The organism is Acinetobacter sp. 'aerobic (ED)', from assembly GCF_904886855.1.
Taxonomy (GTDB): domain Bacteria; phylum Pseudomonadota; class Gammaproteobacteria; order Pseudomonadales; family Moraxellaceae; genus Acinetobacter; species Acinetobacter courvalinii.
In genome coordinates, this window is record NZ_CAJHGI010000003.1 from 467,412 (window position 1) to 492,873 (window position 25,462).

Here is a 25,462-nt window from a genome sequence, read left to right on the forward strand (position 1 = left end):
CTGTTTTTTCAAGAGGTGGTCAATCAATGAAAGATCAAATATGGATAGAAAAAGTCATTTTGATCGCGATATGTGTATCCATATCGGCATGTCTGCAAGTTTTTTCCGATTATTTCATTTATTGGAGACCGAGTTTACTCACTGAATTCTGGCGGTTATGGACTGCACATTGGGTACACGTGGGCTGGATACATTTTCTGTTAAATATGCTGGCCTTTGCATGTTTACCTTTTATTTTTCCGCATGTCCGTAATTGGCATTTATGGTCATTACTGCTGGTTTTGCCACCATTCATCAGTTTGGTTTTCTATTTCTATTTACCTTATATTGATGCCTATGCCGGGCTTTCTGGTGTATTGCATGGCTTGTACACTGCTGTAGGACTGGTATATCTGCAATATAAGAAAGAACGTAAGTTCGCCTTACTGGTTTTAGCGCTGATTGCAGCAAAATTGATTTGGGAAAATACCTTTGGACAGACGGGAACAGCGCAGTTAATTGGCAGTCCCGTGCTTACTGAGGCCCATCTGATTGGTGCTATCGGGGGCGTACTAGCCGGTTTAAGTTATTTATTTATAAAAAGGAAAAAAATAGAGCACATCTAGATTGATAAAAACAACCAACAAAAAAGTGATTGTAGTCATTCTTTTTTGAAAAAATTTGATTCAAATTTAAGCGGTTTAAAGGGATTGGTTAATAAGAGGGTAAATTCATTTATCTATCAACCATGGACAGCGCATGATTCAACATCTTTGGATGGATGTTGATAAGAATAAACTGGAATAGACATGCAAAATGATCAAGAGAAAAAGTATGGATTAGCCCGGTTAGGCTATATCTGGAATGATTGGATATCAACCTTCATCATTCTTGCTTTGTTGCTAATGACTTTGCTTATTGGTACTGGCGAGATGATTCACGGTCAAATGCTCCGTATGGGGGAGCGACTTTACGGTGATCAAACCACAGGGATGCAATATTCGTTTTTGCGGGCTGAGCCTGAAAAACCATCTTGTGATCGACATCCGAATATTGATGCACAAGTACAGGCGCAGATGAAGGCCAATGCTGCGGATGAATTTGCCAGTATGTTTGGTGCAGCTTCTGAGTCTGATGTACGTACATCTTTGTTGGCCGCACAGCAACAATGTGAAGAAAAGTATCAATTTTATGATAAAGCCATGAAGCACTTGGAAGCTCATCCAAGTATTCGTACTTATCGCAAAGTTGAAACGACTTTCTTTGGTATTTTTAAATATGGTACTGAAAATCAAACCATCATTTTATTGATCATGGTGTTGTTTGCTTCAGTAACAGCTTCTTTACGTTATCACCATATCAGTTTACGTGCGCCAAAAACCAAGATTGATTTCCGGGTTTATTCAGCGTTGATGGTAGCGGGCAATGCCTTACTGAGCTATTCAGTGGTCAGCCAGTATCATTCTGTACTGAACTCTGGGGTTGAGGTTGCTGGTAAAACCACAGTCTTATATTGGTTATGGATTGCGTTATTTGTATCCCTAACCATTATCAGTATCTTCCAGTTTATCTTTATACCGAAGACGGCTCAGCCGAAGGGTAATTTTGGTTTAGCCTTACTCAGTGTGCCACTGTACGCGTTCATGTCGCTAGTGACCGGTATTGTATTTACCTTCTTCATGGACTATCCAATGGGGCAAGGGATCTACTTGGGTATTCTGGTGGAATTCTCGGGTATTTTCCTGAATCTTGCACTGTTTATCTGGGCCGGTATGTTACTGACCCAAACCCGTGTGATGGATTTATTCTTAAATATCCTGCGTCCATGGAACCTGGCGCCGGAAACTTTAACCTGGTTGATTCTGATTGCAGCAGCGATTCCAACCGCCTATACCGGCGCTTCTGGAATTTTCGTAATTGCAGCCGGCGCAATCATTTATAAGGAAGTCTGGAACTCAGGCGCGCGTCGTCAATATGCATTGGCTGTATCGGCCATGTCAGGTTCTTTAGGTGTGGTGATTCGCCCATGCTTACTGGTGATCCTGATCTCGATGCTCGACAGTCGTCATGTGACCTCTACCGAATTATTTGATCACGGTATCTATGTTTTCTGGTTAACTGCGTTTATTTTCCTCGGTGTTTCATTGATTCTTGCCGAAGAAAAATTCCGTGTGAATTCACCGAAAGTGGCGGTACCGGGCATGTTACGTGCGTGTGTACCTGTCATTCCTTATGTGATTATCGGCTTTGCTGTTGTGATGTTCTATAAGCTGGCTTTAGATACGTCTATTAATGAATTCACTGCACCAATGATTTTACCGTTGGTGTTGATTGCAATGATCTTGTTTGACAAGTTATTTGCATCAAAAGTGGCACCAGCATCTGTGGTTGATCCTAAGCATGAAGCTCTGGTTCGTGAACATGAGAAAAAATCTGAGTTCCTGAAGTCTCATGATCCACATGGGGGTAAGCACTTTGGTTTTGGTGGTGCATTACGTTTTGCAACCTCAGAAACAGTTGGACATATCGGTGCGTTGATTCTGTTGATGGCTTTATCTGCAAGTGTCGGTGGCTTAATTGAACGTGCTGAAGTGGTGGAATTATTACCAACACACTTGGGCAATATCTATATTTCACTTGCCTTTATTGCACTGTTACTGGCGATTATTGGTATGACGACCGATCCATTCGGTGCGGTGATTTTGGTGGCGGCAACGGTTGCACCTGTGGCCTACGAGAATGGTATTCATCCGATCCACTTCTGGATGATTGTACTAGTCGCCTTCGAATTTGGTTATGTAACGCCACCGGTTGCCTTGAACCACTTGCTGACGCGACTCTCCGTCGGGGATGAGGAGGTCTCGGCCGCCGACAGGGAAGCGAAAGAGAAATACACCAGTTTCTACTTCCGTTATGAACGTTGGTTATTGCCGATTATCGTATTGTTCTCATCCTTGGTGCTGGTGACCTATGCACCGTATATCTTCCAGATGTTTGGCTGGTATAAACACTAATAGTGAAAATTAAAAAAGCACCTTCGGGTGCTTTTTTTAACGTCTTTATTTTTATTTATTGAGTCTGCTTTTTGCTTTGGATCAGCGGACTGCATAATAAAATTGCCAATAAAATAATGCCAAAACCAATCACACTGTATAAATCTGGCACTTCGTTCCAGAGTAAAAAGCCCCAGATTCCGGCGAAGATAATCGCAATATAATTCACAGGGGCAATTTGTCCAGCAGGGGCAAGACGGTAGGCATGCGACATAAAAATCTGGCTGACATTAGCTAGGACACCTGCCGCGACCAGGAAAAATAATTCATGCAGATGATAAGGTCGCCATACCCAGAACATCGGAATCACCGAAAGCAGGGAACCAATCAGACAGAAATAAAATACGATCCGTTCTGGTGGTTCGGTTTGGGTCAGGGCACGAACGGTGACAAAGGCCATAGAGGCCAATAAACTTGAACTGATGCCGACAATGGAGATCCAGTTTAATAAACCTTGATCGGGTTTTGCCACACAGAATACGCCAATAAATCCCAGCCCTGCAGCGCATAGCATCGCCGTGGTAACTTTTTCTTTCAGGAATAACCAAGCAATTAAAGGAATAAAAATCGGAGAAGAATAGGTAAATACCATGGCATTGGAGAGTTTCAGATGTGCAATGGCATAGAAGAAGCCATACATGGCAGCAAGGCCAACAATACTGCGCCAGGTATGCATCCACAGTTTTTCTGTTTTTACAAATCCAATGCCTTGCTTAAAAATAAAAGGCAGAAACAGGATCAGCCCCACCACATTACGGAAAAACACAATGGTGTAATTATCGACCGTATGAGAAGCATAACGAATACAAATGCCCATCACAGAGAAAAGTAGTGCAGAAATCGTTAGGCAACCAATCGCCACAAAGAGATTGCGATTCGTTTGGGGAGTATTCATAACCAGGGCAGTATCGAGAATTTGGGCTTATTTTATGCCTGTGCGGAAGTGAAAGGAATGTATTTTTCTAATAGGACTGCTTGATACACATCAAACGATGTGATCAGAAAATTGTTTCAGATAATCACTCGGTGTCATGCCAGTTTCACGTTTAAACATGGCACTAAAGGCGCTGGGACTCTCATAGCCTAAATCTAAGGCCACATTCAGCACGGGTTTATACATGGCTAAATCAATCATGGCTTGCATCAGTTTTGCCTGCCGAACCCAATGGGAAAAATGTAGGCCAGTTTCTTTTTGAAAATGACGTGCCAGCGTTTTAGTGCTGATATGTAAGTGTTGCGCACTTTGTTCCAGACTCCATTCCCAAGCCAGATTTTCTTTAATGCGCTGGCATAACTGTTGAAGCTTGGGGCTTTGGGGTTCGGGCAAATTAAAAGCCAGTGCGGGTAGGAGACGAACTTCGTCCAGAATTAGCTGTAATAGCCTTTCATTGCGACTAACTGGTTGAATCGTGCTTTGTATATGCATCGCACTACTGATCAATTCACGTAATAACGCTGGAATTGCCACCACGCGACATTGGTCTGGCAGATCATTTTGAGTGGAACTTTCAATAAAAACGCCTCTTGCTTTAACTTCACCACTGCTCAGTAGCGCATGGGGTTTTTGGGCAGGTATCCAGACGCCTCTTCCAGGCGGTGTAATCCAGATGCCTTCATGGGTTTGTACCCGGATTACGCCAGTCAGGGTATGGATTAACTGGATACGTTCATGACTATGCCAGTCTTCAATATGGCCATGCGGATAATTCTCCGAGAAGGCATAGACCGGATAATCCAAAAAGCCATGTTGAAAATTTTTTCCCATACTCAGCTAAACCTAAAATAATTTGTCCTTTTTACGATAGTTATCGTCTTTTTATCGAGAAACTATAAGCTGATTATTTTTTAGCATGATCGGTACGGCTATGTACAGGTTTTGATTATGTTTCAGAAAGCTTATTTTTATCCATTGTTCGCCATTTTATTTTGGGCAGGCAATGTAGCGGTGTCCAAAATGGCCAGTCATGCCATTTCTCCTGTGGCAATTACCTTTTATCGTCTGGTGCTGGCGCTCGCCGTGATGAGTACCTTTGTGCTGATTCCAGTCTGGAAAAACCGCCACACCATCCAGCAATACTGGAAGCAATTGGCATTGGGTGGTTTTTTGTCGGTGTCATTATTTCAGTTCTTATCCTATCAGGCGGCAGCGACGACCACGGCAACCAATATGGCGATCGTCACCGCCTTGATTCCATTACTCACCATGATCTTGAGTAGCGTGATGCTTAAAGACCGGATCAGCTATGGCATGTTGTTCGGTGGCGCACTGTCTTTTTATGGCATTTTATATTTATTGGGTCATGGCAGTATTCGCAATATATGGGGTCAGGGCGTACATCTCGGTGATGGTTTAATGCTGATTGCAGCAGCAGGCTATGCTTTATATGGGGTGTTATTAAAACGCTGGAAAATGCCGATTCCGGCTTGGCAATCGAATTTCGTCCAATCCAGCTTTGCGATTTTATATGTCTTACCTTTTTTTGTGTTTTTACCCGCCCAAGATATACAGTTAAATCAGCAAACCATTCCGCTGATTGTTTATGCCAGCATTTTCTCATCGGTGTTGTTGTCTTATTTATGGATTGAAGGGGTCCGACATTTAGGACCGAATCGCAACAGTATCTTTATGAACCTGTTGCCTTTATTTACTGCCTTGATTGCAGTGGCCCTACTCGGCGAACATTTGCAAATGTTCCATTATATTGGTGGTGGTTTGACTTTGGTGGGAATCTTGATTGCACAAACGATTCAGAAACCGCTTCAGTTGAAATCGCGTTCTGAACAAATTTTAGATTAAAACGTTCAGCAATAAAAAAGCTTTAACGAAAGTTAAAGCTTGTTCGGTTTCAAGAGTGATTCTGGGCAGCGAGTTGAGCCTCTAATAACTTGATCTGCTCTTCCTTGAGTTTAAGCATTTGATCAACATCTTCATGTTGCTGCTTAAGCTCATGTTGCTGGTCTTGAAGTTGCAGGTGAATATCATCCAGTTTGGCAATTTCTTCCTTGGCCAGACTGTCATTGGCTGGAAGCGGCGCTTTAATAATCGATTCTTCAACCAGCTTAATCGGCTCTACAGACTCATTTTCCGCAGTCACGGTTTCATTGCTGACTGCAGGGTCTGGTTGAGACGTGGTAACAGCGGTCTGAGCCGCAGCAGGTTGAGTTGGTGTTGTTGTCGATTGCTGATCTTTTTGTGCTAAAAACCATTGGACAGCAAGGAACAGAACCACAACAACACTTATTCCACCGATGATCATCCATAATAATCTGGAATTTTCAGTTGGATATGTGGACATCATTTTTAACCTTTCTAGTCAAAATGACGAGGTTTGAACTGTATCACCCCAATTTCATCTGGCTCAGCGGGTTGTTGCTCTTCCACGTGGGTCGGGCGCTTCTCGCTATAAGCACATTCGATACATTCAATCCACTCGTCATCCACAGTGATGATCTTAACCACACGATCTAACGCTCCACATTTGGGACATTTTGCACCCGCGATGAATTGTCTTTTCATGTCAGTTCATTACACCCTGTGAATAATAATGACATAGTTTAAGCGGTTTTATCTGTGTTCGTCCAACCTTGATGACGTAATAACGCATCTATTTTAGGCTCTCTTTTTCGGAAATTGCGAAACGCATCAAGTGCTGTATCTTTTCCGCCAACTGCTAGAATAAACTTTCTAAATTCTTTTCCAGTCTCGGTATTAAAAATACCTTCGCTTTCAAAACGGTCAAAGGCATCACTGGCTAAAACTTCTGCCCATTTATAAGAGTAGTAACCCGCAGCGTAGCCACCCGCGAAAATATGACTGAAACTGTGCTGGAAACGGTTATATGGTACGGCAGGCACTACGGCAAACTTATGGCGAATTTCATCCAGTGTGTCCTGAATCTGCTGGCTGTTTAATGCCGGGGCTTGACGGTGAATGGTCAGGTCAAACAGCGCAAATTCAATCTGACGTAGTGTTTGCATACCCGACTGGAAGAAACGTGCATTTAATAATGCTGATAGCAATTCTTGCGGTAGGGTTTGTTTAGTTTCGGTATGTTCACTTAGGACATCCAGACTTTCATTATCCCACGCCCAGAATTCCATGAACTGACTTGGCAACTCCACTGCATCCCACGCCACGCCGTGTGTACCTGCAACCGAGATGTTATCCACTTCGGTGAGCATGTGGTGTAAGCCGTGTCCGAATTCATGGAATAAGGTAATCACTTCATCATGGGTCAGTAGGGCAGGTTGATCGCCAATCGGCGGAGTAAAGTTACAGACCATATAGCAAATCGGTTTTTGCAGACCATTGGTGGTTTGTACGCGGGAACGGAAGCCGCTCATCCATGCGCCACCACGTTTGCCATTGCGGGCATATAAATCGAAGTAGAAACCACCGACCACTTGGCCTTGATCTTCAATTTCAAAATAGCGCACATCATCCTGCCAAACGGGTGCCTGACGTTCGATGATCTGGATACCGTACAGGCGTTGCACAATTTGGAATAAACCTTGTACCACTTTCGGTGCAGGGAAATAGGGTTTAAGCGCTTCTTGAGAAAGGTTGAATTGTTGTTGTTTCAACTTTTCAGAGTAGTAGGTTGCATCCCACGGTTTGAGTTCTTCAATGCCATCTTGTTGTGCAATGGTCTTAAGCTCTGCAATTTCAGCCAGTGCTGGGGTGCGCGCATGTTCTGCCAGATCAACCAGAAATTTATCCACCGTTTCGACATCTGGTGCCATTTTGCTGGCAAGTGAATATTCAGCGAAATTATTGAAACCCAGCAGTTGTGCCATTTCCTGGCGTAAGCTCAGGATTTCTTCCATCACAGGTGTGTTATCAAATTCAGTCTTGTCGGACTGCTCAGACGCACGGATGACATAGGCCTTATACAGCTCTTCTCTTAGTTCACGATCCTCGGCATAGGTCATAATTGCAAAATAGGCAGGGAAGTCGAGTGTGGCAACGGCTTGCTCTAGCTCACGCTGTTGTCCGTATTGTTTTAACAGTTCAACGCTGCTTTGCGGTAGACCTTTAAGCTGTGCTTCTGTTAAAGGCTTAAAGTAGGCCTGGGTTGCATCAAGCACATGATTGGAAAAGTCCGAAGACAACTGCGATAAACGTGCCGAAATTTCTGCATAACGTTTTTTCGCTTCGCCTTCGAGAGCCACACCAGACAGCTTAAAGTCACGAAGTGCGAGCTTAATAGCACTTTGTTGGGCTTCGCTGAGTGTTTGAAATGCAGCGCTATCATGAATCTGCTGATAGGTTTGATATAGCGCCGTGTGTTGTCCAAGCTGCGTATAGTATTCGCTTAAACTTGGTAACAGGGCCTGATACACTTCACGCGTTTCGGCATTGTTCATCACAGCATTGAGATGCGACAAAATACCCCAAGACTCACTCATATTATTTTCAAGCTGATCGACTTCACTCAATGTCGCCAGTTGTGCTTCGGTGCCTTGTGGGACCTCATTGAGTTGATTCAGGAATTCTTGACCGTTTTGAATCGTTTGTTCGATCTGTTGTTTTAAGTCGGCAAGTTGAATCTGATCAAACTGGGGAGTGGGAAGTGTCGCTTGCTGTAGTGTCATTGTATTTTTGCCATATCATTTCTAAACATAGTTATAGATGTAGGGCTTAGCGGGAGAGAAATCAAGGCTAATAAAATATTTTTGAGTTTTGCATGTGTATCACTCATTTGAATCAGGAAAGCGTCTTTTTGTTTCCTCTACTCTTAATTCATTTGAAAGAAAAGAGATTGTAGGCTCAAAAGAATAAGCATATATCCCTAAAATTGATTTATTGGAATTTTCATAGAATTTACCAAATCCATTATCAACAGTTAGTTCCCATTCGAAATTTTTTTTATAATGCTCGAAAAGATATTTTTGAATTTTTCTCAATTGAACGGGATCTTCTGTTTTAAGAGTGTAATTGACTTCATGCAACTTTCCCTTCCACTCGGTTAATTTAATATCAACAAGTTCAGCTTCAAAAAAATAATATTTTGATTCCTGAATAAAGTTTTTATTGGGGCTGTATTCTTGCAGGGGGAATTCAGATTGAATCTTGGAAAAGTCTGAAAAAAGAGAAAATACGGGAATATCTAGGTGCATTTCTTTAGATGACGAAGAGATAATTTTTTCAGTTTGTGCCAATAACTGGGATGAATGTAAGAGTAAAAAGAGGATTAAAAATATTTTCATGATATTAACAGTTATAAAGTGAATGGCTTTAAGGTTTTAACCCTAAAGCCATTATAAATTACTCAGCCTTTGCTTTCGCATTCGACTTTTTCTTTTTCACTTTCTTTTTGGCCTTCTCTTTCGTATCAGGTTTAGCTGAAGCCTTCTTAGCTGGCTTTTTACTATAAGAACTTGGTTTATTCTTATCTTTTTTCTTGCGTACAGGCTTTTCGCCGTTTTCACTGACTTTAGCTTTCGTCGATGAAGGTGCTTTGCCAAATACTTCTTCCGTTGTTGATGCACGATTCGAGCTAGAAGGATTCGCAGTGCGAGGTGCTTTCTGGCGAATTACACGACCGAGATGGGTTAATTGCTGAACCAACTGGAAGTCAATTTTACGTTCTTCCAGATTTACGCCGGCCACTTGAATCTTGACTTCATCACCAAGGCTAAATGATTGGCCACGATTCTGACCGATGAGGCTTTGGCTGGCCTGATCATACAGGAAGAAGTCTTCACCGAGCTGACTCACATGAATCATGCCATCCACATACAGGTCTTTGAGGGTGACGAACAGGCCGAATTCGGTTACTGCACTAATCACACCGACAAACTCGTCGCCCAAATGCTGTTGCATATAATGACATTTCAACCAGGTGGTGACGCTGCGTGAGGCTTCATCGGCACGACGTTCAGTTTGTGAGAAATGCTCACCTGCATCATCTAATGCTGCACCTGAAAGCGGGTAAGGTTTCTTATCAAGATAAGCCTTAATCGCACGGTGTAACAATAAATCCGGATATCGGCGAATTGGCGAAGTGAAATGCGTATAGGCTTCATAAGCCAGACCGTAATGTCCCGCATTGTTAGCACCATAATAGGCTTGCATCATTGAACGTAACAGTACTGCATGAATACTTGGTGCATCCAGACGATCTTTGGTCGCTTCAATCACGGCTTGGTAGTCGGCCTGAGTTGGCTGTTCAGGGAACGGTAAGCCTAGTAATTTGACGAAATCACGCACTTTTTGAATACGGGAGAACTCTGGTGCTTCATGCACACGATACAACATCGGAATATCATGCTCTAATGAATACTCTGCTGCGGCAACGTTGGCCAGCAACATACATTCTTCAATCAGTTTATGCGCATCATTACGGGTACGTGGCAAGATTTCCTTGATTCCGCCTAGCTCATCAAAGGTCATGTAGGTTTCAATGGTTTCAAACTCCATTGCATGACGTTTGGCACGTAACTCTTTCAGCGTTTGGTAAAGCTGGAATAAAGTGTTTAATGATTTATGAATGGTTTTATCTGCCGGGATGGCATCTGTGGCACCTTCAAAATATTGACCGACTTGGGTATAGGTCAACCGTGCCTTGGAATGCATCACCGCAGGGTAGAACTCATAACCTGTCACTTTACCTGCACGTGACAGCTTTAAATCACAGACCATACACAGACGGTCTACATGCGGATTTAAAGAGCATAGACCATTGGATAAGGCTTCAGGCAGCATCGGTAATACGAAGTGCGGGAAATAAACCGAGGTCCCACGCTCTTCAGCTTCTTCATTTAAAGGTGAATCTAAGCGGACATAATGGCTCACATCGGCAATCGCGACCACCACACGATAACCACCACCTGCACGTTTTTCTGCAAATACTGCATCATCAAAGTCGCGTGCATCTTCACCATCGATCGTCACGAGGGGTAAATCGCGTAAATCAACACGACCTTTACGATCCTGTTCAGAAGGTTCTTTAAAGCTTTCTGCTTCCTTAATCACAGCTTCTGGAAATTCATAAGGCAAACCAAATTCTAGAATGGTCTGCGGAATAATGATTTCTGTATCGGCTTTATCCGCCATCGACTGCACCACATGCCCGGTCGCCAGTTCTTCACGGGTCGGGTAGTCATCAATAGCCACGCGTAGCATATCGCCCACTTTGGCATTGGCATGTTCAATCAATTCTTTCTCTAAGGTAATCGGTTGATGCTGATTGGGATTGCCCGGTTGAATAAAATACTCACCTTCATGCTCAGCCACTTTACCAATAATCTGTTTAACCCGGCGCTGTACCACTTCGGTAATAAAGCCCCAAGCTTTACCTTTACGGTCAACGGAGGTCTGGCGGACTTTAACGCGATCGCCATTAAAGACCAGACGTAATTCGCGTTCAGGCAGGAGCACATCATCCTGACCTGCAATGTTGGCAGTCCCCAAACCTTTACTATTGATATAGACCGTGGCTTCATGGCTCGGTAAATCGGTTGCAGGCTGGTATTTGAACCCATCCTTCATCAATTGCCCATCACGTACCATCGCACTTAAACGATGATTTAATGCATCAATACTTTTCTGATCGGGGATATTGAAGTGGTCAACCAGCTCTGCATGAGACTGGGCAGCTTTTAATTGTTCTAATGTAGTTAAAATAAGAGTTCGGCTAGGAATAGGATTATCGTAACGTTGCGCTTCTGCTTTTGCTTCGGGATCGGCCCAATTTTTAGTCATATCGTTTCATTTCACATCTGGCAGATCGGTTTAGCATAAGTCATTCAAACTCTAACTGCACGTCAAAGATTGCAAGATTCTGTTTATTGGCCCGATCCAAATAAAGGAGATAACGCTATATTAACAAGCGTAGAACTAAAAAATGCTGAAAAAATACGAAAATTGATTAAAAAGTATTTGATTGAGCTGAAATAGTGGAAAAAAATAGGAACATCCCTTGTGTAATGTGGTTTTAGTTTGTATTATTGCGCTCGTGTTACGGTGAGATGGGTGAGTGGCTGAAACCACATCCCTGCTAAGGATGCATACGGGTAACTGTATCGAGGGTTCGAATCCCTCTCTCACCGCCACTTTACTTAAGGCGCTCATAGCTCAGCTGGATAGAGCACTTGGCTACGAACTAAGGGGTCGGGAGTTCGAATCTCTCTGAGCGCACCAAGTAAAGATTTAAAGTAACACACGCCTGAATAGGCAGATAAGTAATGCGCTCATAGCTCAGCTGGATAGAGCACTTGGCTACGAACTAAGGGGTCGGGAGTTCGAATCTCTCTGAGCGCACCAACTTAAAGTGAAGAAACCGCTTGATTGCGGTTTTTTTATGCCTGAATTTTACGGATCGTAGATCGTAAATATTAGAAATATAAAAAAGCCGCTGATCAGCGGCTTTTTTATTTGATCTATTTAGAAGTGATTTACAGAGCTGAAGAGGTGATCTGTAAGATTGTTGAGTGGAGATTGCAGTGAAACAAGATCTGTTAAAGCACCACTATTTGGATTTGGTTCGCCAACAGCAATGCCTGAAGATACAGTACCCGTCAATGCATCCAAGATGCCATCGATACTTCCATCAATATTATAATCACCATTGCCAGCACTTACACTGATGAGGTTATTAATACCGTCAAATGAACCGTCACTGAACAGTGTGCTGACATGGTCTTGTAAGCTATCAATCGTCACATTTCCATTACTGATTACGGTCTGAATCGGTTGAGCAATACCAGAAATAATATCTCCGCTATTTACACCGCCGCTGATACCGCCAGTAATGCCACCGATAATGTCAGTGATTGAACCTAGAGGACCGCCTTCACCACCGCCAATACCACCTGTAATACCGCCGATGATGTCAGTGATTGAGCCTAGAGGACCGCCTTCACCACCACCGATACCGCCAGTAATGCCACCGATGATATCAGTGATTGAGCCTAAAGGACCGCCGTCACCACCGCCGATACCACCCGTAATACCACCGATAATGTCAGTGATTGAACCTAAAGGACCGCCTTCACCACCACCGATACCGCCAGTAATGCCACCGATAATGCCCGTGATTGCGCCCAGAGGACCGCCTTCACCACCACCGATACCACCCGTGATGCCACCAAGCAGGCCACCGACATCAGTCAGGTCACCGACTGCATGTTGCACCAGACCAGAAGCGGTTGAACCATTGGTAATCAGTGTGCCGACAACGCCAGTAAGCGAACCGGCAGCGCCAACAATATCAGCACCTGCCAAATCAGAAATGGCTTCAAGTGTGCCGTTTACGGTATCACGAGAAGTTTCAAAGGTGAGGGTACCCAGATTGGTCAGGTCCGTCACTGGATGAACACCTGGAAGCACGCTACCAATTGCACCGCCGACCGTGCTAATACCGGTGTTGATAATATCTGTTTTCAGGCTTTCAACGCCTTGCAGTACATCAATGCCCGACTGGATTACGCCAGTGACAGGATTGTTGCCTAGGTCACCGCCTGTGATACCACCAATGATTCCAGTGATCGCACCAAGAGGCCCACCTTCGCCACCACCGATGCCACCCGTAATGCCGCCAATGATGTCAGTGATTGAGCCTAGAGGACCGCCTTCACCACCACCGATACCGCCTGTGATACCACTAATGATGCCTGTGATTGCGCCTAAAGGATCGCCTTCACCACCACCGATACCGCCTGTGATACCACCAATTATGCCTGTGATTGCGCCTAAAGGACCGCCTTCACCGCCACCGATACCACCAGTAATACCACCAAGCAGGCCACCGACATCAGTCAGGTCACCGACTGCATGTTGAACCAGACCAGAAGCCGTTGAACTATTGGTAATCAGTGTACCGACAACGCCAGTAAGAGAACCCGCAGCACCACCAATATCAGCACCTGCCAAATCAGAAATGGCTTCAAGTGTGCCGTTTACGGTATCACGAGAAGTTTCAAAGGTGAGGGTACCCAGATTGGTCAGGTCCGTCACTGGATGAACACCTGGAAGCACGCTGCCAATTGCACCGCCGACCGTGCTAATACCGGTGTTGATAATATCTGTTTTCAGGCTTTCAACGCCTTGCAGTACATCAATGCCCGACTGGATTACACCAGTGACAGGATTGTTGCCTAGGTCACCGCCTGTGATACTACCAATGATTCCAGTGATCGCACCAAGAGGCCCACCTTCGCCACCACCGATGCCACCCGTAATGCCGCCAATGATGTCAGTGATTGAGCCTAGAGGACCGCCTTCACCGCCACCGATACCGCCAGTAATACCACCGATAATGTCAGTGATTGAACCTAGAGGGCCGCCTTCGCCACCACCGATACCACCCGTAATGCCACCGATAATGTCAGTAATCGAACCTAAAGGACCGCCTTCACCGCCACCGATACCGCCAGTGATTCCACCGATGATGTCAGTGATTGAACCTAAAGGACCGCCTTCACCACCACCGATACCGCCTGTGATACCACCAATTATGCCTGTGATTGCGCCTAAAGGACCGCCTTCACCGCCACCGATACCACCGGTAATACCACCAAGCAGGCCACCGACATCAGTCAGGTCACCGACTGCATGTTGAATCAGACCAGAAGCCGTCGAACCATTCGTAATCAGTGTACCGACAACGCCAGTAAGAGAACCCGCAGCACCACCAATATCAGCACCTGCCAGATCAGAAATGGCTTCAAGTGTGCCGTTTACAGTATCGCGAGAAGTTTCAAAGGTGAGGGTACCCAGATTGGTCAGGTCAGTCACTGGATGAACGCCCGGAAGTACGCTACCAATTGCACCACCGACCGTGCTAATACCGGTGTTGATAATATCTGTTTTCAGGCTTTCAACGCCTTGCAGTACATCAATACCAGTTTGAATTACGCCTGTAACCGGATTGTTGCCTAGGTCACCGCCTGTGATACCACCGATAATTCCAGTGATCGCACCAAGAGGCCCACCTTCGCCACCACCGATGCCACCCGTAATTCCACCGATGATGTCAGTGATTGAGCCTAAAGGACCGCCTTCACCACCACCGATACCACCGGTAATACCGCCGATGATGCCTGTGATAGCACCTAAAGGCCCACCTTCACCGCCGCCAATACCACCGGTAATGCCACCGATGATGTTAGTGATTGAGCCTAAAGGACCGCCTTCACCACTACCGATACCGCCAGTAATGCCACCAAGCAGGCCACCGACATCAGTCAGGTCACCAACTGCATGTTGAACCAGACCAGAAGCGGTTGAACCATTATTGATCAATGTACCCACCACACCTGTAAGCGAACCAGCAGCGCCACCAATATCAGCACCTGCCAGATCAGAAATGGCTTCAAGTGTGCCGTTTACGGTATCGCGAGAAGTTTCAAAGGTGAGGGTACCCAGATTGGTCAGATCTGTAACAGGATGAACACCTGGAAGTACGCTACCAATTGCACCGCCGACCGTGCTAATACCGGTGTTGATAATATCTGTTTTCAGGCTTTCAACGCCTTGCAGTACATCAATACCAGTTTGAATTACGCCTGTAACAGGATTGTTGCCTAGGTCACCACCCGTAATACCACCGATAATGCCTGTAATTGCACCTAAAGGACCGCCGTCACCACCACCAATACCGCCCGTAATACCGCCGATAATGTCAGTGATCGAGCCTAAAGGACCGCCGTCACCACCACCGATACCACCAGTAATGCCACCGATAATGCCTGTGATAGAACCTAACGGACCGCCTTCACCGCCGCCAATGCCACCTGTAATACCACCAATGATGCCTGTGATTGCGCCTAAAGGACCGCCGTCACCGCCACCGATACCGCCAGTAATGCCACCGATAATGCCTGTGATTGCGCCCAGAGGACCGCCTTCACCACCGCCAATGATTCCACCAGCATTGGTCAAATCACCAGCAATATGTTGAACCAGACCAGAAGCAGTAGAACCGTTGTTGATCAGTGTACCCACTACACCTGTAAGCGAACCGGCGGCACCACCAATATCAGCACCGGCTAAATCAGAAATGGCTTCAAGCGTACCGTTTACAGTATCGCGAGAGGTTTCAAAAGTAAGTGTTCCTAAATCTGCAAGATCGCCAATCGGATGCTCGGATTGATGAACTGCCCCAATAATCGTACCTGCAACTGTATCAATACCGGTATTGATCACTTCTGTTTTTAAGCTCTCAAGGCCTTGGAGTACATCAATACCAGACTGAATTACGCCTGTGACCGGATTATGACCAAGGTCACCGCCAGTAATCCCACCAATGATATTCGTGACCGCGCCAAGCGGGCCGCCTTCCGTACCGCCTGTAATACCACCGATAATGCCTGTTACAGCGCCTAGTGGATTTCCACCAGCTCCCCCTGTGATACCGCCAACAATATTTGTAACGGCGCCTAATGGACCACCATCGGTTCCACCGGTAATGCCACCGATGATATTTGTTACCGCGCCTAGCGGATTGCCCGTAGCACCGCCTGTAACTCCTCCAATAATATGTGTGACCGAATCAAGTGGACTACCGCTTGTTCCGCCTGTCACACCACCAAGAATATTTGTCACTGCCCCGAGAGGATTGTTGGCTGCTCCGCCAGTAATACTGCTAACCGTATTGGTGAGTGTATTGGTTGAAACGATATTGGTAATGCTAGAGAGAGACAGGGGAGCGAGGAGTGAACCGCCAACATGTGATGTTGAGCTATTACTATCGACGAGACTCGAAGTAATGCTTTTAATGGGTGATAGAAGACTTTTAAAAAGCATAATGATACCTATATTCTTAAAGTTGTGTTGTTCTAAGTAATTATTAGCGTGCTATGATTATTTTGTGATTAAAGTCACATTAATCGCTTTTAGTGTTATATGTGGCAATTCTTTTGTCAATCTGTAACGTGATTGAATCGGATTGTTAAATTTGAGTTTAAGTTACTGAATTATATTTATTTTATTCAGAAAAACATTCTATTAAATCTACATATGTATTTTATTCTAAAAATTATTATAAACATTATAGGATGAAATATAATCAAATATATCAGGCAATTAAAATGATTTTTCTTTAAAAAATTGCTTTTTACTTAGACAAATGGCCAGAAGTTTATAAAATTTGTAACTCATTTGAAATTAAATATTTCTAGTTTGAGATTTTTAACAAAACATATAATTATTAATTACTTACAAATATTACATCACTCTGTTTTAAAATAAAGATCCAGTAAAAATGTTGCCTACTTATAGGGTTATGTCGCGTTGTTAAAAAAAACTTATTAATCAACACTTATATCGTTGCTTAATCACATTCAAATGATGATTCCAGAGGAAGAGAAAAGCCACTGATCCCAGCAGCTTTTCTACAATTTAGAGATTAAAAGTGATGAACGGAACCGAATAGATGATCGGTTAAACCTGATAATGGTGAAGTGATGGAGATGAGATCTGTTAAAGCGCCACCATTTGGATTTGGTTCACCTACAGCAATGCCTGAACTTGATGAAACGGTTCCTGTAATCGCAGTTAAGATATTATCCACACTACCATCTTCATTATTGACATGAACAAGGTTGCTAATGCCATCGAATAGATTGCCATTTGATAGTCTACCCAGACTGTCTTGCAGAAGATCGAGCGTTAAGCTACCACTACCAACCACAATTTGAATAGGTTGAGCGACTCCGGAAATCACATCACCGCCGCCGATGCCACCCGTAATGCCACCGATGATGTCAGTGATCGAACCTAAAGGACCGCCTTCACCGCCACCGATACCGCCAGTAATGCCACCGATGATGTCAGTGATCGAACCTAAAGGACCGCCTTCACCACCACCGATACCACCCGTAATGCCACCGATGATGTCAGTGATCGAACCTAGAGGACCGCCTTCACCACCACCGATGCCACCCGTAATGCCGCCAATGATGTCAGTGATTGAGCCTAGAGGACCGCCTTCACCACCACCGATACCGCCTGTGATACCACTAATGATGCCTGTGATTGCGCCTAAAGGATCGCCTTCACCACCACCGATACCGCCTGTGATACCACCAATTATGCCTGTGATTGCGCCTAGAGGACCACCTTCACCACCACTGATACCACCGGTAATACCACCAAGCAGGCCGCCGACATCAGTCAGGTCACCAACTGCATGTTGAACCAGACCGGAAGCGGTTGAACCGTTGTTGATCAATGTACCCACCACACCAGTAAGTGAACCGGCAGCACCACCGATATCAGCACCTGCCAGATCAGAAATGGCTTCAAGTGTGCCGTTTACGGTATCGCGAGAAGTTTCAAAGGTGAGGGTACCAAGATTGGTCAGATCCGTAACAGGATGAACACCCGGAAGTACGCTGCCAATTGCACCGCCGACCGTGCTAATACCGGTGTTGATAATATCTGTTTTCAGGCTTTCAACGCCTTGCAGTACATCAATGCCCGACTGGATTACGCCAGTGACAGGATTGTTGCCTAGGTCACCGCCCGTAATACCGCCGATGATTCCAGTGATTGCACCTAAAGGACCGCCTTCACCACCGCCGATACCACCGGTAATACTACCGATGATGTCAGTGATCGCGCCAAGAGGCCCACCTTCACCGCCGCCGATACCGCCCGTAATACCGCCGATGATGCCTGTGATTGCGCCTAAAGGACCACCTTCACCACCACCGATGCCACCCGTAATACCACCGATAATGTCAGTGATCGAGCCTAAAGGACCGCCTTCACCACCACCGATACCGCCAGTAATGCCACCAATGATGCCTGTGATTGCGCCTAAAGGACCGCCTTCACCACCAAGACCACCTGTGACTCCGCCCACAACACCTGTCACGGTACCGAGTAGTCCTGTACCGCCTTCGCCATCACCCGCTACAATATGAATAATGTTGGTCACTGGGCTTAGTGGATTAAATTCACCATCACCATTTAAACCGCTGAGGTCGAGTACCGAGATGGCATTGCCTGAGAAGTTAATTGGAATCGTAATCGGTGTCACGATACTGGCATCATCACCAATCCCATTGCCAATACCATAATTATGCTCACCATTGCCTGCGCCAATACCGCCGAGTAAGCCGCCTGAGTCATTACCACTGCCACCATTGCCAGTGCCGTTACCATTGTTGGTGCTGTCATTGTCCTGAACATGATTGTTGGTTGTGGTGGATGAATTATTGTGAGAATTGGCCGTTGCACTACCAAATAGGGAGATTGCATTACCTGACAGGTTAATCGGAATGGCAATCGGGGCGACGATGCTGGCATCATCTGCAATCCCATTACCGATACCATAGTTATGTTCACCATTGCCTGCTGCAACCCCGTTGAGTAAACCACCTAAGCCAAGCAGCCCGCCTGAACCACCGCCTACGCCATTACTGCCACTATTACTATTGTCTGTTGAATCATTGTCCTGAACGTAGTTATTGGTTGTGGTCGAGGAGTTATTGGTTGAATTGGCTGTTGCATGACCAAAGATCGAGAAGGCATTACCCGATGCATTGATCGGTGTCGTAATCGGGATCACTACACTGGCATCATCGGCAATCCCGTTACCAATACCATAGTTGTGTTCGCCATTACCTGCGGCAACACCATTTAATAATCCGCCTCCTGTGCCATTGCCTGAACCGCTGCCAGTACCGTTACCACCGCTATTACTGTTATTGGTTGTGTCGTTATCCTGGAAGTAATTATTGGTTGTGGTTGAGGAGTTATTCACTGAGTTTGAAGTGGCATTGCCAAAAATTGAGAAGGCATTACCCGATGCATTGATCGGTGTAGTGATTGGTGCCACCACACTGGCATCATCGGCAATCCCGTTACCAATACCGTAGTTGTGTTCACCGTTGCCTGCGCCGACACCATTTAATAAACCACCACCGACACCATTCCCTGCCGTACCACCAACACCACTACTGCTATTGCCATTATTAATGCTGTCATTGTCCTGGAAGTAGTTGGTGGTTTTGGTCGATGAGTCATTGACCGAGTTTGAGGTGGCATTGCCAAAGATTGAGAAGGCATTTCCCGAACCACTGATTGGCGTTGTGATGGGTGCAACCACACTTGAATCATTGCCAATCCCATTGCCAATACCATAGTTGTGATCACCATTCCCTGAAGCAGGGCCATTACCCCAACCACCTACGCCATTGCCAGCAGCATCGTCTGTCAGGCCGGTACCACTGTTACTATTGTCAGTCGTGTCATTGTCTTCATAATGATTGACGGCTGTGGTCGATGAATTGTTGACTGAGCTTGTGGTTGAGTCTCCAAAGACCGAGAAGGAGTTGCCCAAGCCGCTGAGAGGGGTGGTGATTGGCATGACGACACCAACGTCATCACCATTACCGTTGCCAATACCGTAATTATGTTCGCCGTTGCCAGCGCCGACACCATTGAGTAGGCCACCAATGCCATTGCCTGCACCACTGCCAACACCGCTGTTGCTATTGTCCGTTGTATCATTGTCTCGGACAATATTGGTGGTGGTGGTCGAAGCATTGTTATGCGATGCGTTATTGGCATCCCCAAAGAATGAGAATTCATTGCCTAGGCCATTGATTGGCGTCGTGATCGGGGTGGTAATGCCGACGTCATCGCCGTTACCATTACCGATGCCATAGTTTTGCTCACCATTGCCTGCGCCAATACCGCTCAGTAGACCTCCGATGCCATTGCCGGCAGCACCTGCGCCACTATTACTATGGTCGATATGATCATTGTCTTCGACGATGTTGGTAGTATGGGTTGAGCCATTATTGACCGAGGTATTGCCGGTATGAGTCGGATCATTGCTGCCAAACCAGGAAACATTATTTCCCATGGCATTGATCGGAGTCACCACAGGCGAAGTCCAGTCTGCGTCATCACCGTTACCATTGCCGATGCCGTAGTTGTGTTCACCATTACCAGCGCTGATACCGTTGAGTAAGCCACCCAGACCATTGCCAGTGCCGCCGGTACCTGTACCACTATTGCTATTATCCGTGCTGTCATTGTCCTGAACATGGTTCAGTGTGGTGGTCGGTGCCGAATTGGTTGATGAATTATTGCCACCACCGCCAACAGAATTGCCGAGTACATTTAAAGGTGTGGTCCAAGGCACCGTAATGTCGACATCATCTCCATTACCGTTACCAATACCATAGTTTTGTTCGCCATTCCCCGCAGCAGGGCCATTGCCTAAGCCCCCCACACCATTACCGACGCCACCCGTAGCTGTACCACTATTACTGTTATCGGTCGTGTCATTGTCCTGAATAATATTGGACGTGGTTGTAGGAGCGGTATTGGTTGAGTTCACATCGCCATCACCCAAACCTGCAAAGGAATTGCCGAGTACATGCACAGGTGTGGTCCATGGTACGGTTACGCTGGCATCGTCACCGTTGCCATTGCCAATACCGTAATTGTGTTCATCATTGCCTGCACTAATACCATTCAGCAATCCGCCTAGTCCATTACCGCTACCCCCGGTACCTGTACCACTGTTGCTATTATTGGTGGTGTCATTGTCCTGGAGATTAGTCGTCGATGTGGTCGGTGCGGTATTGACGGAATTCACATCTCCACCGCCAAGACCTGCAACTGAATTGCCGAGTACCTGAAATGGTGCAGTGACGGGTGTAGTGACACTGGCATCGTCACCGTTACCATTGCCAATGCCATAGTTTTGTTCACCGTTACCAGCGCCTACGCCGTTTAACCAGCCACCACCACTGCCATTACCTACGGCACCGGTGCCGGTATTGCTGTTATTAATGCTGTCATTGTCCTGAATATTGGTGCTCGAGGTGGTCGGTGCAGTATTAACTGAATCAATATCGCCACCACCCAGACCCGCAATCGAATTGCCCACCGCTTGAACGGGTGTGGTCCATGGGATGGTGACTGTGGCATCGTCGCCGTTGCCATTACCGATACCGTAATTATGTTCGCCATTTCCAGCTGCTACGCCATTGAGCAAGCCGCCACCGTTGCCGTTGCCAGCTCCTGTACCCGTATTACTATTATTGGTGGTGTCATTGTCCTGAATATTGACGCTAGAGGTAGTTGGTGTGGTATTAACCGAGTCCAGTCCGCCTTGACCCAGTGCGGCAACTGAATTGCCCAAGGCCTCGAATGGCACTGTGACCGGGGTTGTCAGGTTGGCATCGTCACCGTTGCCATTACCGATACCGTAATTATGTTCGCCGTTGCCAGAGGCGATACCGCTTAACACGCCACCATCACTGCCATTTCCGGCACCTGTGCCAGTATTGCTATTATTGATGATGTCATTATCGTGAACCTGGGTCGAAGCGCTGGTGGTGGCGGTATTAATCGATGAAGAATTGGCTGACCAGGGAAATGAATTTCCTAATGAGTGAAAAGCTGTGGTGAAGGGAAGGGGAAAATTAAGGTCTTGGACATTACCAACGCCAACACCGTAGTTTTGAGGACCATTGCCTGTAAGTACACCGCCGAATAAACCGTCACCAGAACCATTACTATTATTGGTGATGGTGGTATCTTCGACCTGAACATGATTTGTTGTCGATACGGTGTTAACAGGAACTGGCGCCGTTGCTTGGCTATTACTACTCGAAAGCGAGAGAATACCCGTAATTGGTGATAAAATATTTTTAAATAACATGTCGATATACCTATAATTATTGGAGTTTTGTTTTATTTAGCTTAATAATTATGTGACTCCTGTCGCATAATATACCAATTAGTATTGGTTGATTAACGCTTTAATGTCAATATTGCAGTATGTATCATATTTTTTAATGAGCTATAAAAATTATATAAAACAAAGAATTGGATTTTGATTTTGGAACTTGGATTTTTAATTGCTATTAATATTATGAAATTATAGATTATTTATAAAAATTACAGAGTGGTTTGAAGTACCTTTTATAGACTGTTATTTATTTAATTGAATTTTAATCGTTAATTTATATCCAATAGTTTGCAAGCGCTGATTTGATTTGGCCTGTTGTGAAATTTCGGGGAGTAGGACTGATTTCTGGCATGGTTCGGTCGATTTGCCACAGTCGTGGTGATTTAATCTGAATAAAACGCTGAATCTATAGCCAGTTGATCACTCATGCTTGAAAAAGGCCTTATCTTTTACCAAAAAGTGCGTATAATGCCCTCCATCAAATATGCGCTCATAGCTCAGCTGGATAGAGCACTTGGCTACGAACTAAGGGGTCGGGAGTTCGAATCTCTCTGAGCGCACCAATTTGAAAAAAGAAACCGCTTAAATGCGGTTTTTTTGTGTCTTAAATTTTTGTCTTGAGCTTCTGTACAAATACCGCATTCCCACCAACCGCAGGTAGCACGTCATGATAAGGCAGGCTTCGCATTGCCCTGAGTAAAAAAGGTGCCTTTTCATCGATTTTCATGCTTGTTGTCATTTTAAATAAGGTTCCTTGATCTTGAGCAGCAAGGCGCATTTCCCCTTTGATAAAGCGTAAGTCTCCGCCATTGGCATAAAAACTATTTTCAGTCGTGTTGGGATAGTTAAAATGCAGTTTAAAAGCAAAGGGAATATTGATCACGCCCAAACCGACATTGACCTTTAGATCTGCATCCTGCGCCTGATTCTGAACAGGTGTCGTGACCACTTTTTTAATCTGGCGGGGGAACAGTTCCTGATAGGCATTAGGACTCAACCATTTTTGTAAGGGTTGAGGGGATTGCGTATAAAAACGATAGGTTGTGGTAAAGCGCATGGCTTCACGTCCATGGGTATAGAGTACGCTGGTGGGCGCATGCAGAAAGCTCACCGGCTGCTGGGCATTCTGGCTCAGTTGTGCGATTTTTAGCAATTGTGCGCGATTCAGTTGCGGGCTGGGAATTTGTCCGGCATTCAGGGCGATTATATTTTGCTGATTAAAACGGTTTCTGAGCGCCTCCATTACAAAAGCATTGGTACCGCTGGGAATACCCAGCTTGACTTCAGGAATGGCATTCAGAATTTTCTTAAAAATAAATCCCTTGGGTTGGTTCAGATCTCCCCATTGGGTTAAGGTGATTAAGGTGTGGTGTTCATCTAGGGCAAACCATTCAAATTTACCTACGCCATAAGGAATGGGTGCATCAATCACCAAGCTGGAAATGCTATTGGGTTGAATCTGATGCTGTAAGGTGACGTCTTCATTGAAGTTCAGCACGGGAATAGGTGTCGGAATCGAGACCCGATATTTCATCTGGACAATATTGCCTGAGTGTTGCAGTGCTTTGGCGGATTTCAAGGTCGGGAATAAACCGACATATTGCTTAAAATCAGTTAAGGTTTTGGCCACCTGCTGGGCGTTGACGGGTACAATCATCGCAGCCGAATTGAAACTCACGCTGGGTTGAGGATTGGTTTTTAAGGTGGGGAGTGCCGTTTTTGTGACAGGATGTCCATAGATAAAAATCGTGTTTTGGGTATAACCTGCCAGTATTTTGGGGTTGTTTTGAAATGGCTGTAAAGCACTGGGGATATTGTCATTCCATGACAACAGTTGAGCAAAACAACTTTGTGTTGTGCCTAGAAAAATACAAGAGATAAGTAGTCCATTCAAATAATGCATCACATTCCTTTGCTTTTTATTCGTGATTTGGCGGGCATTAACACCCTGTAATTGAGTGTATCCATGTCCGTTATTAATAAGATTTTTTAGCGTTAAAAAATAGTCATGTTGTGTAAAACTTCGCCAGAAACTTGATTCGATTGGTTGAGCATATAAATATATATGCAGGCGATTTAAGAACAAAAGACGATATTTTGCAGGACTTTAAAATCAAAGCATCGGGATAAATTGATATAAAAAAAGAATCATCAAGTTAGCTTAAATCTCAGATTTAAATTTTGTATCAAAACGCCAGAAAGGTGATTTACCTGTGAAGCATTTATGTTCTAATAGGTCAGTTTTTTTCAAATGTTAGAAATCAAAATGTCTGAACAACGTCCAACGGTCTCTGTGCGCTATTATCTGAATCTGGAAGAATCACAGGATGGTTTTGCTCTGGTCACTTTTGGTAAAAAGACCTTTAGCCGTTTTCTAACACCGGTGATTAGTATCGCGATTATCCTGTGGGGGATTTATTTAGGCTTCTCTGGAGTCGGGCGCTATTATGTGGCATTGGGTGCGTTCTTTCTGCTGATGCAGGGCGTAATGCGCTACTGGTTATTGCCGATGTTATTCAAGCGCCAGTTTGTCCGTTACCAGTTCGGTAAAAGTGAGCAGGGGATTGATTTATATCAGGATCATTTTGAACTGTACGCAACAGGCAAAACCCAGAGAACTCAGTATACCGAGGTACAATCTTTTGCAACTGGCAAGCTGACCTATATGCTGGAACTGAAAAATCATACCGTGATTATTGTACCGAAACGTGCATTTGCAAATACTTCAGATCAAACCAAGTTTGAAAATAGCTTTAAAAAGTAAAT

14 protein-coding genes and 4 tRNA genes are annotated in these 25,462 nt (G+C 45.1%); 8 read left to right on the top strand and 10 right to left on the bottom strand.

The annotated features are described in order from the left end of the window. Positions 1-26 precede the first annotated feature (26 nt). A complete protein-coding gene (rrtA, locus tag JO943_RS08410; RefSeq protein ID WP_032868665.1) occupies positions 27-605 on the top strand; it encodes a rhombosortase in 579 nt (192 codons plus the stop codon). A gap of 183 nt (positions 606-788) precedes the next feature. Then, positions 789-2,993, top strand: a complete 2,205-nt coding sequence (locus JO943_RS08415; RefSeq protein WP_202740493.1) for a TRAP transporter large permease subunit — start codon at positions 789-791, stop codon at positions 2,991-2,993. A 55-nt stretch (positions 2,994-3,048) separates the two neighbouring features. On the opposite strand, the gene JO943_RS08420 is transcribed toward JO943_RS08415, so the two are convergent. Both JO943_RS08420 and JO943_RS08425 read right to left on the bottom strand, forming a co-directional pair. Beyond that, positions 3,049-3,927 (bottom strand): DMT family transporter, encoded by an 879-nt coding sequence (locus JO943_RS08420; RefSeq protein ID WP_202740494.1) that lies wholly within the window; start codon positions 3,925-3,927, stop codon positions 3,049-3,051. 90 nt (positions 3,928-4,017) lie between these two features. Next, on the bottom strand, positions 4,018-4,797 hold the full coding sequence (locus tag JO943_RS08425) for an AraC family transcriptional regulator (protein WP_202740495.1): 780 nt from the start codon (positions 4,795-4,797) through the stop codon (positions 4,018-4,020). A 117-nt stretch (positions 4,798-4,914) separates the two neighbouring features. On the opposite strand from JO943_RS08425, the gene JO943_RS08430 reads away from it, so the two are divergent. Then, positions 4,915-5,829, top strand: a complete 915-nt coding sequence (locus tag JO943_RS08430; protein ID WP_202740496.1) for a DMT family transporter — start codon at positions 4,915-4,917, stop codon at positions 5,827-5,829. 49 nt (positions 5,830-5,878) lie between these two features. On the opposite strand, the gene JO943_RS08435 is transcribed toward JO943_RS08430, so the two are convergent. The 5 genes from JO943_RS08435 to rnr form a co-directional block, all read right to left on the bottom strand. Then, positions 5,879-6,331: a hypothetical protein gene (locus JO943_RS08435; protein WP_199973242.1), complete on the bottom strand. Its 453-nt coding sequence runs from the start codon at positions 6,329-6,331 to the stop codon at positions 5,879-5,881. Positions 6,332-6,342: 11 nt separating this feature from the next. Further along, on the bottom strand, positions 6,343-6,549 hold the full coding sequence (locus tag JO943_RS08440; RefSeq protein WP_004660391.1) for a YheV family putative metal-binding protein: 207 nt from the start codon (positions 6,547-6,549) through the stop codon (positions 6,343-6,345). 38 nt (positions 6,550-6,587) lie between these two features. Beyond that, positions 6,588-8,627 (bottom strand): M3 family metallopeptidase, encoded by a 2,040-nt coding sequence (locus JO943_RS08445; RefSeq protein WP_202740497.1) that lies wholly within the window; start codon positions 8,625-8,627, stop codon positions 6,588-6,590. A gap of 99 nt (positions 8,628-8,726) precedes the next feature. Next, on the bottom strand, positions 8,727-9,242 hold the full coding sequence (locus tag JO943_RS08450; RefSeq protein ID WP_150954558.1) for a hypothetical protein: 516 nt from the start codon (positions 9,240-9,242) through the stop codon (positions 8,727-8,729). 58 nt (positions 9,243-9,300) lie between these two features. Beyond that, positions 9,301-11,739, bottom strand: coding sequence for a ribonuclease R (rnr, locus tag JO943_RS08455; protein ID WP_202740498.1), 2,439 nt, complete (start codon positions 11,737-11,739; stop codon positions 9,301-9,303). A 260-nt stretch (positions 11,740-11,999) separates the two neighbouring features. Between rnr and JO943_RS08460 the strand changes: the two genes are divergently transcribed. From JO943_RS08460 to JO943_RS08470, 3 genes are all read left to right on the top strand, one after another. Further along, positions 12,000-12,089: transfer RNA gene (locus JO943_RS08460), tRNA-Ser, on the top strand. An 11-nt stretch (positions 12,090-12,100) separates the two neighbouring features. Further along, positions 12,101-12,177: transfer RNA gene (locus tag JO943_RS08465), tRNA-Arg, on the top strand. Between the two features lie 46 nt (positions 12,178-12,223). Further along, positions 12,224-12,300: transfer RNA gene (locus JO943_RS08470), tRNA-Arg, on the top strand. Positions 12,301-12,420: 120 nt separating this feature from the next. On the opposite strand, the gene JO943_RS18510 is transcribed toward JO943_RS08470, so the two are convergent. Then, positions 12,421-16,782 (bottom strand): beta strand repeat-containing protein, encoded by a 4,362-nt coding sequence (locus JO943_RS18510; RefSeq protein ID WP_227614436.1) that lies wholly within the window; start codon positions 16,780-16,782, stop codon positions 12,421-12,423. Between the two features lie 601 nt (positions 16,783-17,383). Continuing rightward, positions 17,384-22,666 (bottom strand): beta strand repeat-containing protein, encoded by a 5,283-nt coding sequence (locus JO943_RS08480; protein WP_202740499.1) that lies wholly within the window; start codon positions 22,664-22,666, stop codon positions 17,384-17,386. 516 nt (positions 22,667-23,182) lie between these two features. Between JO943_RS08480 and JO943_RS08485 the strand changes: the two genes are divergently transcribed. Continuing rightward, positions 23,183-23,259: transfer RNA gene (locus tag JO943_RS08485), tRNA-Arg, on the top strand. Positions 23,260-23,300: 41 nt separating this feature from the next. Here the strand turns inward: JO943_RS08485 and JO943_RS08490 are convergent. Continuing rightward, positions 23,301-24,599 (bottom strand): SRPBCC family protein, encoded by a 1,299-nt coding sequence (locus JO943_RS08490; RefSeq protein WP_202740500.1) that lies wholly within the window; start codon positions 24,597-24,599, stop codon positions 23,301-23,303. Positions 24,600-24,962: 363 nt separating this feature from the next. Here JO943_RS08490 and JO943_RS08495 point away from each other — a divergent pair, with 363 nt between their 5' ends. Beyond that, entirely contained in the window at positions 24,963-25,460 is a 498-nt protein-coding gene (locus JO943_RS08495; RefSeq protein WP_199950393.1) for a YcxB family protein, read from the top strand. The last annotated feature ends 2 nt before the right edge of the window (positions 25,461-25,462 follow it).

Excerpts from the sequence above, each read along its gene's own strand:
- JO943_RS08415 (WP_202740493.1), top strand. The coding sequence starts at position 789 with ATGCAAAATGATCAAGAGAAAAAGTATGGATTAGCCCGGTTAGGCTAT.
- JO943_RS08445 (WP_202740497.1), bottom strand. The coding sequence starts at position 8,627 with ATGACACTACAGCAAGCGACACTTCCCACTCCCCAGTTTGATCAGATT.
- JO943_RS08430 (WP_202740496.1), top strand. The coding sequence starts at position 4,915 with ATGTTTCAGAAAGCTTATTTTTATCCATTGTTCGCCATTTTATTTTGG.
- JO943_RS08435 (WP_199973242.1), bottom strand. The coding sequence starts at position 6,331 with ATGATGTCCACATATCCAACTGAAAATTCCAGATTATTATGGATGATC.
- JO943_RS08480 (WP_202740499.1), bottom strand. The coding sequence starts at position 22,666 with ATGTTATTTAAAAATATTTTATCACCAATTACGGGTATTCTCTCGCTT.
- JO943_RS08440 (WP_004660391.1), bottom strand. The coding sequence starts at position 6,549 with ATGAAAAGACAATTCATCGCGGGTGCAAAATGTCCCAAATGTGGAGCG.
- rnr (WP_202740498.1), bottom strand. The coding sequence starts at position 11,739 with ATGACTAAAAATTGGGCCGATCCCGAAGCAAAAGCAGAAGCGCAACGT.
- JO943_RS18510 (WP_227614436.1), bottom strand. The coding sequence starts at position 16,782 with ATGCTTTTTAAAAGTCTTCTATCACCCATTAAAAGCATTACTTCGAGT.
- JO943_RS08450 (WP_150954558.1), bottom strand. The coding sequence starts at position 9,242 with ATGAAAATATTTTTAATCCTCTTTTTACTCTTACATTCATCCCAGTTA.
- JO943_RS08490 (WP_202740500.1), bottom strand. The coding sequence starts at position 24,599 with ATGCATTATTTGAATGGACTACTTATCTCTTGTATTTTTCTAGGCACA.
- JO943_RS08420 (WP_202740494.1), bottom strand. The coding sequence starts at position 3,927 with ATGAATACTCCCCAAACGAATCGCAATCTCTTTGTGGCGATTGGTTGC.
- rrtA (WP_032868665.1), top strand. The coding sequence starts at position 27 with ATGAAAGATCAAATATGGATAGAAAAAGTCATTTTGATCGCGATATGT.
- JO943_RS08495 (WP_199950393.1), top strand. The coding sequence starts at position 24,963 with ATGTCTGAACAACGTCCAACGGTCTCTGTGCGCTATTATCTGAATCTG.
- JO943_RS08425 (WP_202740495.1), bottom strand. The coding sequence starts at position 4,797 with ATGGGAAAAAATTTTCAACATGGCTTTTTGGATTATCCGGTCTATGCC.